Source organism: Achromobacter sp. 2789STDY5608615, from assembly GCF_001298995.1.
GTDB classification, from domain to species: domain Bacteria; phylum Pseudomonadota; class Gammaproteobacteria; order Burkholderiales; family Burkholderiaceae_B; genus Achromobacter; species Achromobacter insuavis.
Map to the genome: position 1 here is coordinate 40,624 of NZ_CYTY01000038.1, position 16,211 is coordinate 56,834.

Annotated in this window: 15 protein-coding genes; 9 read left to right on the plus strand and 6 right to left on the minus strand. The window is 69.3% G+C overall.

The genetic code is table 11. The features are described 5' to 3' along the window. A partial coding sequence (locus tag AOZ49_RS25290; protein ID WP_156355749.1) for a DUF4139 domain-containing protein occupies positions 1 to 599 on the plus strand: 599 nt, incomplete at its 5' end. A gap of 28 nt (positions 600 to 627) precedes the next feature. On the opposite strand, the gene AOZ49_RS25295 is transcribed toward AOZ49_RS25290, so the two are convergent. Next, on the minus strand, positions 628 to 1,851 hold the full coding sequence (locus AOZ49_RS25295) for an EAL domain-containing response regulator (RefSeq protein ID WP_054478439.1): 1,224 nt from the start codon (positions 1,849 to 1,851) through the stop codon (positions 628 to 630). Between the two features lie 254 nt (positions 1,852 to 2,105). On the opposite strand from AOZ49_RS25295, the gene AOZ49_RS25300 reads away from it, so the two are divergent. Further along, positions 2,106 to 3,230 (plus strand): 3-deoxy-7-phosphoheptulonate synthase, encoded by a 1,125-nt coding sequence (locus tag AOZ49_RS25300; RefSeq protein WP_054478440.1) that lies wholly within the window; start codon positions 2,106 to 2,108, stop codon positions 3,228 to 3,230. An 85-nt stretch (positions 3,231 to 3,315) separates the two neighbouring features. Here AOZ49_RS25300 and AOZ49_RS25305 read toward each other — a convergent pair whose 3' ends face one another. Continuing rightward, complete coding sequence (locus tag AOZ49_RS25305) at positions 3,316 to 4,551, minus strand: NAD(P)/FAD-dependent oxidoreductase (protein WP_054478461.1); 1,236 nt, start codon at positions 4,549 to 4,551, stop codon at positions 3,316 to 3,318. Positions 4,552 to 4,679: 128 nt separating this feature from the next. On the opposite strand from AOZ49_RS25305, the gene AOZ49_RS25310 reads away from it, so the two are divergent. The 7 genes from AOZ49_RS25310 to asd all read left to right on the plus strand — a co-directional run bounded on the left by AOZ49_RS25310 (position 4,680) and on the right by asd (position 11,867). Then, the gene (locus AOZ49_RS25310; protein WP_054478442.1) at positions 4,680 to 5,282 is read left to right on the plus strand and encodes a GNAT family N-acetyltransferase; all 603 of its coding nucleotides are present in this window, start codon (positions 4,680 to 4,682) and stop codon (positions 5,280 to 5,282) included. Positions 5,283 to 5,403: 121 nt separating this feature from the next. Further along, positions 5,404 to 5,910, plus strand: a complete 507-nt coding sequence (locus AOZ49_RS25315; RefSeq protein WP_054478443.1) for a hypothetical protein — start codon at positions 5,404 to 5,406, stop codon at positions 5,908 to 5,910. 377 nt (positions 5,911 to 6,287) lie between these two features. After that, positions 6,288 to 7,007 (plus strand): response regulator transcription factor, encoded by a 720-nt coding sequence (locus tag AOZ49_RS25320; RefSeq protein ID WP_054435661.1) that lies wholly within the window; start codon positions 6,288 to 6,290, stop codon positions 7,005 to 7,007. A gap of 4 nt (positions 7,008 to 7,011) precedes the next feature. Next, positions 7,012 to 7,893 (plus strand): HpcH/HpaI aldolase/citrate lyase family protein, encoded by an 882-nt coding sequence (locus tag AOZ49_RS25325; protein WP_054478445.1) that lies wholly within the window; start codon positions 7,012 to 7,014, stop codon positions 7,891 to 7,893. A gap of 239 nt (positions 7,894 to 8,132) precedes the next feature. Beyond that, entirely contained in the window at positions 8,133 to 9,767 is a 1,635-nt protein-coding gene (locus AOZ49_RS25330) for an ATP-binding cassette domain-containing protein (RefSeq protein WP_054478447.1), read from the plus strand. A 33-nt stretch (positions 9,768 to 9,800) separates the two neighbouring features. Beyond that, on the plus strand, positions 9,801 to 10,793 hold the full coding sequence (locus tag AOZ49_RS25335) for an AraC family transcriptional regulator (RefSeq protein WP_231690441.1): 993 nt from the start codon (positions 9,801 to 9,803) through the stop codon (positions 10,791 to 10,793). A gap of 207 nt (positions 10,794 to 11,000) precedes the next feature. Beyond that, positions 11,001 to 11,867, plus strand: a complete 867-nt coding sequence (gene asd / locus AOZ49_RS25340) for an archaetidylserine decarboxylase (RefSeq protein ID WP_054478450.1) — start codon at positions 11,001 to 11,003, stop codon at positions 11,865 to 11,867. Here the strand turns inward: asd and AOZ49_RS31970 are convergent. The 4 genes from AOZ49_RS31970 to AOZ49_RS25360 all read right to left on the minus strand — a co-directional run. Continuing rightward, positions 11,864 to 12,445 carry a DUF3304 domain-containing protein gene (locus AOZ49_RS31970; RefSeq protein WP_082380584.1) on the minus strand — a complete coding sequence of 194 codons (582 nt, stop codon included), beginning with the start codon at positions 12,443 to 12,445 and terminating at the stop codon, positions 11,864 to 11,866. The genes asd and AOZ49_RS31970 overlap by 4 nt on opposite strands. A gap of 2 nt (positions 12,446 to 12,447) precedes the next feature. Further along, positions 12,448 to 14,604, minus strand: coding sequence for a T6SS phospholipase effector Tle1-like catalytic domain-containing protein (locus AOZ49_RS25350; RefSeq protein ID WP_054478452.1), 2,157 nt, complete (start codon positions 14,602 to 14,604; stop codon positions 12,448 to 12,450). Beyond that, a complete protein-coding gene (locus AOZ49_RS25355) occupies positions 14,601 to 15,467 on the minus strand; it encodes a DUF4123 domain-containing protein (protein WP_054478454.1) in 867 nt (288 codons plus the stop codon). Before AOZ49_RS25355 ends, AOZ49_RS25350 begins: the two co-directional genes overlap by 4 nt. Next, positions 15,460 to 16,211, minus strand: a 752-nt coding sequence (locus AOZ49_RS25360) for a DUF2345 domain-containing protein (RefSeq protein WP_156355750.1), incomplete at its 5' end; no start/stop codon positions are given. The genes AOZ49_RS25355 and AOZ49_RS25360, both read right to left, overlap by 8 nt.

Below are 16,211 nucleotides of genomic sequence, written 5' to 3' on the forward strand. Positions count from 1 at the left end.
TCCAGATCCGCCAGCCCGCCACGCTGCCGTCCGACAACAGCACGCAGCGCGTCGCCATCACCACCGCCAAGCTGCCGGCCACGCTGCAATACCAGTCCACCCCGGCGCTACGCGAGGCCGCCTTTCTGACCGCGCTGGCCAACAACAACACCGAATACCCGTTCCTGGCGGGCACGCTCAACACCTTCCTGGAGGACGCCTTCGTGGCCGCCTCGTCCATGAAGCCGGTGATGCCCGGCGAAAAGGTCGAGCTGGCCCTGGGCGCCGACGACGGCATCTCGATCAAGCGCCAGCTGGTCAACCGGTTCACCGAAAGCACCGGCTTCTCCGGCAACGGCAAGCGCGTGACCTACGAATACAAGATCACGGTCAAGAACAACAAGGCCACCAAGGAACAGGTGAGCTTCAAGGACCGTCTGCCGATCTCGCGCAACGAGAAGATCGAGGTCAAGCTGCTGTCGCCGGCCGACCGCGACATCAAGCGCGAAGACGATGGCGTGCTGGTGTGGAACTGGGACATGGAGCCCGGCAAGTCGCGCGACGCGGTGCTCAAGTTCTCGGTCGACTATCCGGGCGACATCGACGTGGCCGGTCTCTGAGCGGCGATCGCGGCGCCGCCGGCCGGCCTCATTGCCGGCGGCAGAATGCAATGAAATCGGCCGGGGCCAGCGGCATCGAAATGCCGTAGCCCTGCGCCAGCGTGCACCCCAGCTCGCGCAGCAGCAGGATGTCGCGCTCCTGCTCGACCCCTTCGGCCACCACCCGCCGTCCCAGCGCCCGCCCCATCTCGATGGCCGCCGCCACCACCGCGCGCGAGGCCGGCTCGCGGTGCATGTGGACGATGAAGTCGCGGTCGATCTTCAGTTCGGTGAACGGCATGGCCGAGAACAGCCGCATCGAGGCGATGCCCGCGCCGAAATCGTCCATGGCCAGCTCGAAGCCGCGCACCCGCAACAGGTTCAGGGCCGACGACAGGGCCAGCCAGTCGGTGACCGGCTCGTCCTCCGTCAGTTCCACCTTGACCAGCCGCGCTGGCAGCCCGGCCTGCGCCACCCGCTGCTCCAGGCCGTCCGGCAGCCCCGGCGCGCACAGCGTCGAGGCCGAGGCATTGATCGCGATCGGCACCGCGATGCCTTCGGCGTGCATCTCGGCCAGCACCTCGACCACGCAGTCGGCCACGCGGTTGAACAGCGTCCGGTCCAGCCCCAGGCGGTGCGCCGCCGGCACGAAGTCGACCGCCGGAATGGCGCCCAGCGTCGGATGATCCCAGCGCGACAGCGCCTCGGCCGCCACCGCGCGACCGGTGGTCAGGTCCACCTGCGGCTGCAGCACCACGCTCATGCCGTCGCCGGAATTGAGCGCGCGGCCCAGCTCGGCCTCGATCACCTCGCGCCGCACCGCGGTGCGGCGCGGCGACGCCGTATCGTCGTCCAGGCTGTGCAGCGCCGTCTTGATGGCGTGCTGCATGGCGGTGCGCGTCACCGGCTTGGCCAGCGCCTGCGACGACGGGCAGCCGGCCTGCAGCGCCAGCCGCACATGCGATTGCAACAGTTCGTCGGAAAGGCTGCTGATCCAGACGATCGGCGGCATGCTCTTGAGCCGGCCGCCGTCAACCAGCTGGCGCAGTTCGTTGGGCAGGCGGGTGCCGTCGCCCTCGCCCATGACGATGTCGCTGATCACCACATCGTAGGCCTGGCGCGCCAGGGCGCCGATGGCCTCGGCGCTGCTGCCGACCCCGGCCACCCGCCGGTACCCCAGGGCCAGCAGCATGTTCTGCAGATACGCCCGCTCCACCGGGTGGTCTTCCACCAGGAGAATCCGTCGAGAGGCGCCGGCGTCGGATTTGGGCATCGGTCATGTCCTCGGGCGTATCGGCATGCGGTGACCCTGGCGTGGGCCGCCAGGCCGGGGCGCGGTCGCGGGAACGCGTTGGGTCAATGCTAAGGCATCTTCCCCGACTGTAGCGCCACCGAACACGTCCTAGGCCCATTTGCCGCCCGGTCGCCATCGATCGTCCTAGGGCACACGGGGACATAGCCCGGACGGACGACGCCCGCCGGTGCGATAATGGCGGTCTTTCCCGCATCTACGGCACGGAGCTTCCCTTGACCCGCATTGACGATCCCCTGCACGACCGCGAGGTCGGCACGGCCGACGCCACCCAGGACAACACCCGCACGGACGACACCCGCATCAGCGCCGTGCGTCCGCTGATCTCGCCCGCCCTGCTGCAGGACGAGTTGCCGGTGTCGGCCGAGATCCAGACGCTGGTCGAGGACAGCCGCGCCCGCATCGCCGACGTGCTGCATGGCCGCGACGACCGCCTGGTGCTGGTGGTCGGCCCCTGCTCGATCCACGACCACGGCCAGGCCATGGAATACGCGCGCCAGCTGCGCGCCGCCGCCGACCAGTACCGTGACGACCTGCTGATCGTGATGCGTGTCTATTTCGAGAAGCCGCGCACCACCGTCGGCTGGAAGGGCTACATCAACGACCCGCGCCTGGACGGCAGCTTCCGCATCAACGAAGGCCTGCGCCGCGCCCGCGAACTGCTGCTGGACATCAGCGGCCTGGGCCTGCCGATCGCCACCGAATTCCTCGACCTGCTCAGCCCGCAGTACATCGCCGACCTGATCGCCTGGGGCGCCATCGGCGCGCGCACCACCGAAAGCCCCAGCCACCGCCAGCTCAGCTCCGGCCTGAGCTGCCCGCTGGGCTTCAAGAACGGCACCGACGGCGGCGTGCAGATCGCGGCCGACGCCATCGTCGCCGCCAGCGCCAAGCACGCCTTCATGGGCATGACCAAGATGGGCATGGCCGCCATCTTCGAAACCCGCGGCAATGCAGACACCCACGTGATCCTGCGCGGCGGCAAGCAAGGCCCCAACTACGACGCGGCCAGCGTCGACGCCTGTTGCGCCGTGCTGCGCGCCGCCGGCCAGCGCGAACAGGTCATGATCGACTGCTCGCACGCCAACTCCAACAAGTCGCACCTGCGCCAGGTCGACGTGGCCCGCGACATCGCCGCCCAGCTGTCCCAGGGCGACAGCCGCATCACCGGCGTGATGATCGAGAGCCATCTCGAGGAAGGCCGCCAGGACCTCAAGCCCGGCCAGCCGCTGCGCCATGGCGTATCGATCACCGACGCCTGCCTGGGCTGGAGCCAGACCCTGCCGGTGCTGGACCTGCTGGCCGACGCGGTGCGCCAGCGCCGCACCAAGGCCGCCTGAAGCGGCCTGCCGCCGCCCCGGTCCGCGCCGCGTCGCGGCGCACGCACCGGGCGGCCCCCGGCAACCGCCCGCGTCCCGGGCGGGCCTAGCGGTTCAATGCATACGGCGCCGGATCCATGTCCGGCGCCTGTCCCGTCATCAGGCAGGCCAGCAGCTTTCCGGTCACCGGCCCCAGCGTGAAACCGTGGTGCGCGTGGCCGAAGGCCAGCCACAGACCCGCATGGCGCGGCGCCGCGCCGATCACCGGACGCATGTCCGGCATGCAGAGCCGACAGCCCATCCAGGGCGTTTTCTCCACCGCCTCGCCCAGCGGCAGCAACTGCGCCGCCAGCGCCCGCGTGCGCGCCACCTGCACCGGCGACGGCGGCGCGTCGCGCGGCGCGAACTCGGCGCCGGTGGTCAGGCGCAGGCCCAGCGTCATGGGCGACATCACAAAGCCGCTGTCGATATCCGCCACCGGATGCGACAACGCCGCCCCGTCTTCCAACGCGAAATGCTGGTGATAGCCGCGCTTGACCGCCATGGGCACGCGATAGCCCAGTGGCCGCAGCACGTCGGGCGACCACGGCCCCAGCGCCACCACCGCCTCGCGCGCCTCGACCGGCCCGGTCACGCCGCGCACGCGCCAGCCGCCGGACACCGCTTCCAGGCTGCGCGCATCGCCCCGCGCCAACTGGCCGCCGCGCTGCTGGAACAGGGCCGCGTAGCCGCGCGCCACCGCGCCGGGATCCGACACGTTGACCGGGTCGCGCCAGTGAATCGCGCCCACCATGCGCGGCGACAACGACGGTTCCAGGGCCGCCAGGGCCTGGCGGTCCAGCACCTGGTAATCCAATCCGTAATCGGCCAGCGCGGCGGCGTCGGCCGCGGCGCGGTCCAGGCTCTGCTGGCTGCGCATGCCGTCGATCCAGCCATTGCGGCGGAACAGCGCGCCGATGCCGGCGGCGTCCTTGAGCGCATCGTGCTCGGCCACGCTGCGCTCGATCAGCGGCAGCATCGCGGCCGCGGCGCGCGCCAGCCGCGACGGCGCCGAATGCCACCAATAGCGCAGCAGCCAGGGCGCGATGCGCGGCAGGAAACGCGCGTGGTAACGCACGTCCGGCGTGCGGTTGCCGGCATAGCGCAGCAGGCTGCGCCAGTCGCGCGGAAAGGCATAGGGAATGACGCTGGCGCGCTCGATCAGCCCGGCATTGCCGTAGCTGGTTTCCTCGCCGGGACCGCGCCGGTCCAGCAGGACCACCGAACGGCCGCGCGCCTGCAGGTGCAGCGCGGCGCTCACCCCGATGATGCCCGCGCCCAGGACAACCACGTCTGTTTTCATGCGCCGCATTCTGCGCCCGGGCGCGGGGTTCGGCAAGCCGCCGACGGCGGGCGTAGAATCGCTGGGCGTCCGGGACGCCGCCATGACGGCGCGCGCCCGACCGCGACGCGCCCGCGGAGTCTCCCGTCATGTCCTCCCCCGCCCGCCTGCCGCCCGTCACCCTGGAAGGCGAGATCGTCCGGCTCGAACCCCTGACCCTGGCGCACGCCGCCGCGCTGGCCGAGGTCGGACCGCATCCCGAACTGTGGCGGCTGCAACCCGAACCGGTCGCATCGGCCGACGACATGCGCCGCTATGTCGAGCGCGCGCTGGACGGCCAGGCCGCCGGCGCCTGCCTGCCGTTCGCCATCGTGCGCCGCGCCGACGGCCAGGTCATCGGCACCACGCGTTATATGGATATCGCCCTGCCGCACAAGCGCCTGGAGATCGGCGCCACCTGGCTCACCCCCGCCAGCCAGCGCAGCGGCGCCAACACCGAAGCCAAATATCTTTTATTGCAGCACGCCTTTGAAACAATTGGTATCATGCGGGTTGTGTTCAAGACGGAAGTGACCAACCTGCAATCCCGGCAGGCCATTCTCCGTATCGGCGGCGTCGAGGAAGGGGTGTTCCGCAAGCACCTCATCGCGCAGTCCGGACGCACCCGCGACATGGTCTATTTCGCCATCCTCGACGAGGATTGGCCCGCCGCCAAAGCGCGCCTGCTGGCACGCCTGCGGCGCGCGCCGTAGCCCGGGCGGGGCATTGTTCTTTGTTGACATCAAGGCCGGCGCTCAAGTTCACGCAACTTGACGCCGTTAACGCAGTACCGCGGAGCAAGTTTCCACCCGCCCCGCCTCTTTCAAGTCAGGTATGGATCGTTCTCCCCTCGCCCCGCCCTCGCCGCTCGGGCACAACCAGCGCACCATCTTCATCTACACCGAAGAACAACGGGGCAACCAGCTGGTGGAATCATTGGTCATCGGCATGCTGTCGGACGTCTCGGGTTCGGACAAGCTCGTCGTGGTGCAGGATCCGTTCAGCAGCCTCAAGTTCATCTACCGCGTCGACCACGAAAGCAGCAACCTCGACGCCGCGGCCATTGCCGAGCAGGACGAGTCCGCTTTCAACGGCAAGAATTCCGTTCAGATCAACTCGATGTCCTACAAGTTGGGAACCGCCGAGAACGCGATGAAGCTGTTGCGCGGCAAGACCCAATGGATCCAGGACAAGGGCGCGGTGCTGTCGGTGCTGCTGCAGAACGCGGCGGCCCGCAAGACGCGCTTCGCCCCGCCCCGCATCGAACGCGATCGCGTGCGCACGGTGCCGCAGGGCGTGCCGGTGGAATACCTGGCGGACTCGACGACGCCGCCGCAATGACCCGGCGGCGCTGAACCGCTGAACAACTGTCAGGCGGCTTTCTTATCCACAGAAACTGTGGATAAGAAATTCGCGGGCGCACGGCTGCTGGCCGTTACGGCGCCGTTGACGGGGCTGATCATTTTTTGACCACCGGCATGGGCGCGGTTCGGGGCGCCTTGCAACAGCGTTCGCTGCACCGCAATATGCCGCGCCGCCGCAACGGCGATAATGATATTCTCCGCGAGAGCGCCTCGAGGGGATCACACCGATGGCGCCGTATCCGGCCCGCGCCAGGCGGACTCACTCACACCAATAAGAAGCCGTAGCATGAAAGGAGCGGAAAGCGTGTTTGCCCTTGGAGCGCCTCGCGCACAACCGCCTGCTCGACCGGCGCCGTGACCATCATCATCGTCGACGATCACGGGGACTGGCGCGACACCATCGCCGAATTCATCCACGACCTCGGCCTGGGCGAAGCCATCCTCACCGCGGGCTCGCTGTCCGAACTCGACCAACTGCTGCTGAGCGTCACCCCCGGCATCCTGGTGCTGGATGCCATGCTGCCCGACGGCGACGGACTGGCGCGCGTGTCCCACCTGCGCACCACCTATCCCTCAATGGGCATTATCATGCTCACCGGGCGCCTGTTGAGCGAGGACAAGGTGTCCGGCCTGAGCCTGGGCGCCGACCATTACCTGACCAAGCCCGTCAACCTGGCCGAACTGGGCGCGACGCTCGTCTCGCTGTCGCGCCGCCTGCGCGTGGTGCCCGCCAACAGCCCCGAGGCGCCCAGCGCCGACGTCTGGCGCTTCGATCCGGCGCGCCGCATGCTGGTGTCGCCCAAGCGCATCCATGTCGACATCACCGACACCGAGAGCCGCCTGATCGGCGCGCTGATCCAGGCCGCGCCGCTGCCGCTGTCGCGCGGCCGGCTGGTCGAGGCGCTGGGCGCCAGCGCCGAAGCCTACGACACCCACCGGCTCGACGCCCACATGCATCGCCTGCGCCGCAAGCTGCGCGCGCAGGCCGGCGGCGACATGGGCATCCGCACGGTGTATGGCGTCGGCTATGTCTGCACCATGCCCGTGCAGGTCATCAGCAATCCCAAGAGTTGAATCCATGTCCCTCGCCGCCCGTCCCCGCCGTTCCGTCCTCTACATGCCGGGCGCCAATGCGCGCGCGCTGGACAAGGCGCGCAGCCTCGATGCCGACACGCTGATCCTGGACCTGGAAGACGCGGTCGCGCCCGACGCCAAGGCGCTGGCGCGCCAGCAGGTCGCCGCGGCCCTGCGCGCCGGCGGCTATGGCCGGCGCGAATGCGTGGTGCGCGTCAATGCGCTGGATACGCCGTGGGGCCTGGACGACGTGCGCGCCATCGCGCAGGCCGGCGCCGACGCGGTGTTGCTGCCCAAGGTGCAATCGGCGGCCGAACTGGAAACCCTGGCGCAGGCGCTGGACGCGGCCGGCGCGCCCGCCGCGCTGCCGCTGTGGGCGATGGCCGAGACCCCGCTGGGCTTCCTGCGCCTGGACGCCATCGCCGGCGGCCACGCGCGGCTCGCGGCCATCGTGGTGGGCACCTCCGACCTGGTCAAGGACCTGCACGCGCGCCACACGCCCGAACGCCACGAGACGCTGCTGGCACGCTCGCTGGCGGTGCTGGCCGCGCGCGCCCATGGCCTGGCGGTGCTGGATGGCGTGCACCTGGATCTCGATGACGATGCCGGCCTGGCCGCCGCCTGCCGGCAGGGACGCGACCAGGGCTTCGATGGCAAGACCTTGATCCACCCGAAGCAGATCGCCGCCGCCAACGCGGCCTTCGCGCCGACCGATGCCGAACTGGCCAGCGCGCGCAAGCGGCTCGATGCCTGGCGCGCCGCCCAGGCCGCCGGCCAGGGAGTGGCGGTGGTGGACGGCGCGCTGGTCGAGAACCTGCACGCGCGCGAGGCCGAACGCCTGCTGGCCCTGGCCGACGCCATCGCCGCGCGCTCGGCCCCGGCCTGAAGCCGCGCCACGACTGGCTGAACCCGCCCTCGGGCGCGGGTCCGCGCGGCCGGCTACAATAGCGCCCGCGATCGGATGGGCATCGGCCCCGTCCGCCTGCCGCGCCCGACGCGGTCCGCATGTCGCGCCGCCGGCGCGATCGCTCCACGGTTCCTTCTTTTTGCGCCGCACTTTGTGGCGGGAGCCTTGCCGCGCTTATTTCACGCCACCCCGGTCGGCACCCTCCAGCCACACGATTCATGATCCGCTTCCAACAAGTTTCACTGATGCGCGGCGTCAAGCCCTTGTTCGACAAGGTCGACCTGCTCCTGAACCCCGGCGACAAGATCGGCCTGATCGGCGCCAACGGCGCCGGCAAGTCGAGCCTGTTCGGCCTGCTGCGCGGCACGCTGCACGCCGACCAGGGCGACCTGGACTACCCCGCCAGCTGGCGCATGGCCTACGTGGCGCAGGAAACGCCCGCGCTCGACCGCCCCGCCATCGAATACGCCATCGACGGCGACGTCACGCTACGCAGGCTCGAAGCCGAACTGGCCGCGCTGGAAGCGGAACCCGAGAGCGCCGAGAACGGCCTGCGCATGGCCGACATCTACGCCGCGCTGGCCGACGCCGACGCCTACACCGTGCATTCGCGCGCCGAACAATTGCTGACCGGCCTGGGCTTCACGCAGGCGCAGATGCAGTTGCCGCTGACCAGTTTCTCGGGCGGCTGGCGCATGCGCCTGAACCTGGCGCAGGCCCTGATGTGCCCGTCCGACCTGCTGCTGCTGGACGAGCCCACCAACCACCTGGACCTGGACGCCATCATCTGGCTGGAAGACTGGCTCAAGCGCTATCCCGGCACGCTCATCGTCATCTCGCACGACCGCGACTTCCTGGACGGCGTGGTCAACGTCATCGTCCACATCGACGAGCGCAAGCTCAAGCGCTATTCGGGCAACTACTCGTCGTTCGAGCGCCAGCGCGCCGCCCAGCTGGAGCTGGCGCAGGGCATGATGGAAAAGCAGATGCGCCAGCGCGCGCACCTGCAGTCGTTCATCGACCGCTTCAAGGCCCAGGCCAGCAAGGCGCGCCAGGCGCAGAGCCGCATCAAGGCGCTGGCCCGCATGGAGGAAGTGGCGCCGCTGCGCGCCGCCGCCGAGTTCTCGTTCGAGTTCCGCGAACCGCTGCGCGCGCCCAATCCGCTCTTGACGATGGACAAGGTCAGCGCCGGCTACCGCAACACCGACGAGGACAGCGGCCTCACGTCCGACAAGATCATCGTGTCGGGCATCGACTTCTCGCTGCAGGCGGGCCAGCGCCTGGGCCTGCTGGGCATCAACGGCGCCGGCAAGTCGACCTTCATCAAGACCATCGCCGGCGAGCTGCAATCGTTGGCGGGCGACACCCAGTTCAACAAGGGCCTGTCGATCGGCTACTTCGCCCAGCACCAGGTCGAGATGCTGCGCCATGACGAATCGCCGTTGTGGCACATGACCAAGATCGCGCCGACCGTGCGCGAACAGGAACTGCGCAACTTCCTGGGCAGCTTCAATTTCAACGGCGCCATGGCCACCAGCTCGATCGCGCCGTTCTCCGGCGGCGAGAAGGCGCGCCTGGCGCTGGCGCTGATCGTCTGGCAGCGCCCCAACCTGCTGCTGCTGGACGAGCCCACCAACCACCTGGACCTGGAGACCCGCGAAGCGCTGACCACCGCGCTGGCGCAGTTCGAAGGCACGCTGGTGCTGGTGTCGCACGACCGCCACCTGCTGCGCGCCACCACCGACCAGTTCATCATCGTGGCCGACGGCCGCTTCAGCCCGTTCGACGGCGACCTGGACGACTACAAGGACTGGCTCTACAAGACCAAGCTGTCGGCCAAGGCCGCGGCCTGACCGCGCGCGCCGAACCGGCATAGAATCGCAGGCATGTCCCGCCGCGCCGCGGCGGTCGCGCCCGCCTTCTCATGCCCTGAACCCATGGACAGCCTGAGCCAGCTCCTGTCGACGGTCGAGCCCGCCGGCACGGTGGACCTGCTGTGCCGCTACGGCGGCCGCTGGCGCGCCGACCGCCCGCAGGCGCCGGCGGGCCACGTGCCCTACCACGTCATCCTGCAAGGCGAAGGCGTGGCCCGCGTCGGGCGCGACGAGCTGGCGCTGCGGGCCGGCGACATCCTGCTGCTGCCGCACGGCGCCTCGCACCTGCTGCGCGGCATCGACGACACCGCGCCGGCCGCCTCGCCGCCCGCCGACATCCGCCACAACGGCGTCCTGACCGAACTGACCCAGGAAGGCCCGGGGCCGCGCCTGGAAATGCTGTGCGGCGTATTCACGTTGGGCCGCGCCGGCGGCCTGCTGCTGATGGCGCTGCCGCAGGCCATGGTGCTGCGGGCCGCCGCCATCGGCGGCAACACCGCGCTGGCCGCCCTGCTCGGGTTGATGCGGGCCGAGGCCGAGCAGCCGCGGCTGGGCGGCGCGGCCATCATCAATCAGCTGTCCACCGCCCTCTTCACGCTGGTGCTGCGGGCCCTGGTCCATGACGGCCAGCAGACCCGCGGCCTGCTGGCCCTGATGGCCGATGCGCGGCTCGCGCCCGCGGTGCAGTCGATGCTGCTGGCGCCCACCGAGCCATGGACCCTGGCGTCGCTGGCCGAACGCTGCCATCTGTCGCGGGCCACCTTCGCGCGCCAGTTCGTCCGCGCCAGCGGCCTGACGCCGCTGCGCCTGCTGACCGCGATCCGCATGGAACACGCCGCGCGCCAGCTGGAACGCCGCAAATGGTCGGTGGCGCGCGTGGCCGCCGAATGCGGCTACCAATCGGAAGCCGCGTTCGCGCGCGCCTTCAAGCAGCACTTCGGCGCCGGGCCGGGCGCCTACCGGCGCCAGGGCGTCGCGCCGGCCGATACGGCCCAGGCGGCGTAACGGCACGGCCGGCATAGCGCGCCGCGGCCCGTCAAATCGCACGACGAAAGCTGTCCGCCCCATGGTCCATTCGCGGCCGGACGCGTTACAATCCCGCGAATTGCACGCCCGGGCGCGATCGGCCACGCAGCCATCGACACCGCCCCGTGCGCGACAACCTCCAACCACGTCCCGCTGTCCGCGGGACGCGTTTTTTAGCGCTCCTAGATGCCCATCAAAGACCAGATCTTCCTCGCCAGCCAGTACCTCGCGCCGCATCACCTGGTGTCGCGTTTCTTCGGATACGCCTCGGACTGCCGGGAACCCGCGGTCAAGAACTGGATGATCTCGCGCTTCGTGCGCAAGTATGGCGTGGACATGCGCGAAGCCGAGCAGGAAGACGCGCTGGCCTACGAGTGCTTCAACGATTTCTTCACCCGCGCCCTCAAGCCGGGCGCGCGGCCGCTGGACGATGAGCCCGGCGGCGTGCTGTGCCCGGCCGACGGCGCCATCAGCCAGATGGGCGCCATCGAGCATGGCCGCATCTTCCAGGCCAAGGGCCACAGCTATGGCCTGACCGACCTGCTGGGCGGCGACACCGAACGCGCCGCGCCGTTCCAGGGCGGCGAATTCGCCACCATCTATCTGTCGCCCAAGGACTACCACCGCGTCCACATGCCGGTGGCCGGCACGCTGCGCGAGATGATCCACGTGCCGGGCCGGCTGTTCTCGGTCAATCCGCTCACCGCGCGCAACGTGCCGCGCCTGTTCGCGCGCAACGAACGCGTGGTCTGCATCTTCGACACCGAGCACGGCCCCATGGCCGTGGTGCTGGTCGGCGCCATGATCGTGGCCTCGATCGAAACCGTCTGGGCCGGCCTGGTCACGCCGTACAAGCGCCGCGTCAAGGCGGTGCGTTACGACGACGCCGCCCGCGCGCCGATCCACCTGGACAAGGGCGCCGAGATGGGCCGCTTCAAACTGGGTTCGACCGCCATCGTACTGTTCGGGCCGGACAAGGTGCGCTGGGCCGACACGCCGTCGGTGCGCGGACCGGTGCGCATGGGTGAATTGCTGGCGCTGCCGCGGAGCTAGCGCGACGGCGCCATGGCGGGTGGCGGCGGGTGCTTGTCGAGGAAACGCTTCAGGTCCGCCTCGGTCGCGTCCGCCGGCTGCGGCAGCCCCTGCAGGAAACCCGGGCCTCCCGGACCGTAGTCGGACGGTTGCACGAAGATCTCTCCGCCCGGCAGAAACACCGCCCAGGCATAGCCATCGTGGAAGGGTTCATAAGGCAGCACGGGCGCATCACGCACCATCAGTTGGGTTTCCCCGCGCTTGAACATGGAATCCGTGCGCCACTCGATGCGCATTGTCATGCCGGGCTTCCACTGCGTTGGAATGGCAACGCAGCAGGTGCCCGAACTATGAGAACGCGGCCGGGCGTTCCCGGCCCAGCCTTGATTGATATACACGGGATCCAGGCCTTCACCAAGGTAATTGATGATGCCGAGCCGGACACCAAGCGTCTCGGGTATCGGCATCGACTGGGCCCATGCGGGCTGGCCCGCCCACGCCTGAACGGCCAGCAAGACACCGACCAACGCATAGCGGCCCGAGGCGATCAGGCCCCGCGGCGTGAACCAGCAACTCCGTGACGCGCTTGATATCCGCATGACTAGAACCGGGGCAAGGCGTTGAAATTCATCGGCATGTTCTGCAAGGCCCGCTGCGTTTGCTCCCGGTCCTGCTGCGCTTCCCTTTGCGCACGAACCTGGGGATTGGCGTAAACCGAACGCCAGCGCAGATATCCCCACTGCCAATAAAACTCCCGCCCGTCCGATTGCAACACCAGATCGTCCGGGTTGGCGCGGTAGCGTGCCAGTTCCGCCTGTTCCTGCTTGTTGGGGCGCGCGATCAGCGCCAGGTCGGGACGCCCGACGGCAACATACTCCTCGGCCTCTTTCTCGCGTTTTTCCAGCTGCTTGATGCGGTCCTTCTGCATCGCGATCCAGACGTCGTCATCCTTGCCCAGCGGCTTGAACCAGGCGCGCGAATCATGCACGAAGTTGTCCAGCAGGTCGATTACCGCCGCGGCCGGACGGCCGGGGAGATTCCAGACGGTGCGGAGTTGATCGAGCCACATCTTCTCCTTGTTTCCTCGCAGCAGCAGCATGACGCTGTCGTAGAGCCGGGCGCCTCCGCCCCCGGCGCCTGGCATGGCCGTCGGCGTCGACGTGCGCTCCAGCGCATTGTCCGTCGTCAGCTTGCGCACTTCCAGCAGCAGTTCGTCATTGGCCCGCACCAAGTCTTCGTAGTCCTGCGGATAGTTGGCCCTGGCCCGCAGCGAGCTGGGAATGCCGCCGATCCACTCCGGTCCGCGATCGGCGCGCAAGCGCCGCCAACGCAAATACTGCACGTAGTGGTTGTACATGATGCGCCGGGTCGACGTCTGCTTCTGCGAAATGTCGGCGGTCGCGGTCACGTAGGCGTTGAAGGCGGCGCGCAGTTCCGCCGACACCTGGAATCGGGCCTGCGCGGGTCCGGGAGCGGTATGAAGCCGCAGCGGAACGCCGGCCTGCACGGCTTCCCGGTACATATCGCACAGCGGGATCTGCGACAGCTTGTCGCTGTCCCTCGTGCCGCGGCCCTGCTCCGCCGGCTTATAGCCGCCGCCCACGTCCGAGTGCACGCCCGGATAGACGATTTCCTCGTAGCTCGGCCCATCGATCAGGTCCAGCGGAAAAGACCCGCGCACTTCGTGAGCGCCGACCATGTGAACGCAGCGCGACACCGCGTTCGGAATCTCCAGGTCTTTCTTGCGCGCCCAGGCGCCGTGGCCGTCCCAGACGTCCTCGCTCACGCTCTGGGCGATGCCCGCGGACGCCACGGTATCGAACAACCCCATGAAATCGAGGTCGACCTTGATGCCCGCCAGGCGCAGCACGCCATCGCCGCGGGGCTGATAGAACGAAATGCCCTCGGGCGGATCGCACGCATCCTTGAGCCAGTTGGCGAAGACCCGGGCCTCCGCCGCGCCGCGCGAGAAACCGAAGATGGATACCCGGATGCGCTCGATCTTCGGCTTGGCGTCCAGATAGCCTGCCAGCATGGTCCGCAGGTCCCGGTTGCGCCGCGCCAGCACCGTATAGCGTCCCATGTCCTTCGGTTCGGTGTTGTTGACCTCCCGGACACGCAACAAGGTGTCCAGAAAACCCTGCGTGCGCCGGGCCAGGACATCGGCCCCATCGCCCGGACTCATCCCGGTATAGGCGGCCAACGGGATCTTGGCGGCCTTGGCCAGGTCCTCGATCTGCAGGCGCGACAGGGACATGTCCGCGCTCATCTCCCGGACGAGGGCGCGGGTGTCCTGGCCCAGAGCCGCCGTCAAGGCGCGCGATGTGAAGTGCTGGTGCAGGTGGTTCTGGAACTCCAGCAACGCCCAGTTGATACGAGCCTCGCCGCCCCACCCGGCGGCGGCGCCGGCCTGCGCATGGGCCCCTGTGCCGGGATCGCCCACCTTATCGACACAAGGGGTGCCGACGCCCTCGACATAGGACCGGAAACGATGCTGACGGGCGCTGTAGCTGGGATCAACGGCGTCGTCGAACACGGAATACAGCCGGGCGACATTGGTCTGCGTGTGGTTGCCGGCCCGCTCCGACATGTACATGTTGTTGCGCGTGCCATCGAAGAAGAAGCCGAAGAACAGCTCGATCGAGCAGTCCGTGCCGGCCTTTTCGCCCATGCGCTGGCAGGCCTTGCGCTGTTCGCGGAAATCCAGGTCCGAGGGAATCTCGCGGCAGGGGCCGGCGAAGCGGAATTTGAAAGTCATGAGGACAGTTCCGTGCTGGAAGCGGCCAGAGACGGCATCGGATTGACGGGCGCCAGCATTCCGCGGCGGCGCAGCAACGCCAGCGCGTGCCGATAGGCCAGCGCTTCGTTGTCCAGCCCGCGCCGCGCCAGGCGCTGCACGCCTTCCAGGATCAGTTGGTACGCGGTCGACGGCGGGCCATTCAACGCGCCGAACAACGGCGCGCGCAACTGCACGAAGCGCAGGATCGCATCCGGCAGCGCCAGCAGGCGCAGATGGCGTTGCTGATCCGCGGCGATCACATAGGGGTCGGTCGGCGCGTCCGGATCGAAGCGCGGATCCCCTTGCGCCACCCGCAGCGCGCCGTGGCGGTCCACGTACGACCAGCGCTCGATGCCCGCCAGCAACCGCTGGCGCTGGGCCGGCGCGAACACATCCAGCAGCGCGGCGAAGGAACGCGTGTCGGCCAGGCGCAGCAGGTACGCCTTGCCGTCGGCGTCGACCGCCTCGATCTGCCGGCCCAGGTGATCCGCCAATTGCGCCAGCGATGCCGGCGTGGTCACCAGGCTCAACATCGGCCGGCCCCGCGTCAGTTGCAGGAGCTTGTCGCACAGCGGCGCGCGCAGCGCCGGCACCCAGGGCAGCCGCAGCAGATACGGCGCCACCTGGTCCAGGCCCTCGCCCTGGTAGCGGCCGGCGTAGAGCGAGCAATAGTCCTCCGCGTCCAGCCAGCGCGCCAGCCGCTCGGGCAGGCGCGGCGAGAAAGCGGCGTCGAGCAGCACGTAGCGCTCCGGCGCGTCCGGGTGGTTCCAGGCGGCGTCGTGCAAGGCCCGCGCCACGTCCGGCGCGGCGGGATCGATCCAGGTGTCGCGGTCCTCAAGCATTCTTCACCGTCATCGCGGAACCGCCCGCGGCCGCCTCCACCGCGCAGCTGACGCAGACGCTCTGCGGGAACTGCGGGAAGGGATACGGCAGCTGGTCCGGCCCGGCGAACTGCTTGTTGCCGGTCTTGACGTCGATGCGGCCGGGCGCGGTGACAGTGATGTTGCCGCCCTCGAGCACGATGCTGGCGCCCGCCGCCGTCGCGATGCGGATGCGCTTGGGCGCGGCGTATTCCACCGCGGTCTGGGCGCTGCCGACCGTCAGGTCCTGCTGCGCCTGCACCCGCAGGATGTCGTGCTGGGCCTGGATGTCGACGTTGCCCTTGGCCGAGATCAGGTCCAGGCCCGAGCCCGCCCCGCCCTGCTGCAGGCCCGCCACCATGCCCAGGCCCTGCCCCGTGTGCAGACGCAGCGCGCCCATCACGGCCAGGTTCTGGTCCTTGCCCGAAGACCAGTGCACCGCCTCGCCAGCGGTGTACTGCAGGTGCTGCCCGGCGATCTGCGCCAACCCGGCGCGCGCCGCCATCAGCACCACCGGATCGGTCGCGTGCGGCACCTTGCCCTGCGCCGCGTCGGTATGCTTGGCCGAAGCGTCGCCGCGCGCGCCGTCCACGCTGTCGCCCGCCACCGTGCCCGAGACCGCCCGGTGCATCGCCGCCAGCGGCGCCTTGTCGCCATCGAGCGCGCTGGCGCCCGGACCGCGCGTGCCCTGCACCGTCGCCAACCGCAGCCCCTGGTGCGCGCCCA

Excerpts from the sequence above, each read along its gene's own strand:
- asd (WP_054478450.1), top strand. The coding sequence starts at position 11,001 with ATGCCCATCAAAGACCAGATCTTCCTCGCCAGCCAGTACCTCGCGCCG.
- AOZ49_RS25335 (WP_231690441.1), top strand. The coding sequence starts at position 9,801 with ATGTCCCGCCGCGCCGCGGCGGTCGCGCCCGCCTTCTCATGCCCTGAA.
- AOZ49_RS25315 (WP_054478443.1), top strand. The coding sequence starts at position 5,404 with ATGGATCGTTCTCCCCTCGCCCCGCCCTCGCCGCTCGGGCACAACCAG.
- AOZ49_RS25355 (WP_054478454.1), bottom strand. The coding sequence starts at position 15,467 with ATGCTTGAGGACCGCGACACCTGGATCGATCCCGCCGCGCCGGACGTG.
- AOZ49_RS25310 (WP_054478442.1), top strand. The coding sequence starts at position 4,680 with ATGTCCTCCCCCGCCCGCCTGCCGCCCGTCACCCTGGAAGGCGAGATC.
- AOZ49_RS31970 (WP_082380584.1), bottom strand. The coding sequence starts at position 12,445 with ATGCGGATATCAAGCGCGTCACGGAGTTGCTGGTTCACGCCGCGGGGC.
- AOZ49_RS25330 (WP_054478447.1), top strand. The coding sequence starts at position 8,133 with ATGATCCGCTTCCAACAAGTTTCACTGATGCGCGGCGTCAAGCCCTTG.
- AOZ49_RS25350 (WP_054478452.1), bottom strand. The coding sequence starts at position 14,604 with ATGACTTTCAAATTCCGCTTCGCCGGCCCCTGCCGCGAGATTCCCTCG.
- AOZ49_RS25325 (WP_054478445.1), top strand. The coding sequence starts at position 7,012 with ATGTCCCTCGCCGCCCGTCCCCGCCGTTCCGTCCTCTACATGCCGGGC.
- AOZ49_RS25305 (WP_054478461.1), bottom strand. The coding sequence starts at position 4,551 with ATGAAAACAGACGTGGTTGTCCTGGGCGCGGGCATCATCGGGGTGAGC.
- AOZ49_RS25295 (WP_054478439.1), bottom strand. The coding sequence starts at position 1,851 with ATGCCCAAATCCGACGCCGGCGCCTCTCGACGGATTCTCCTGGTGGAA.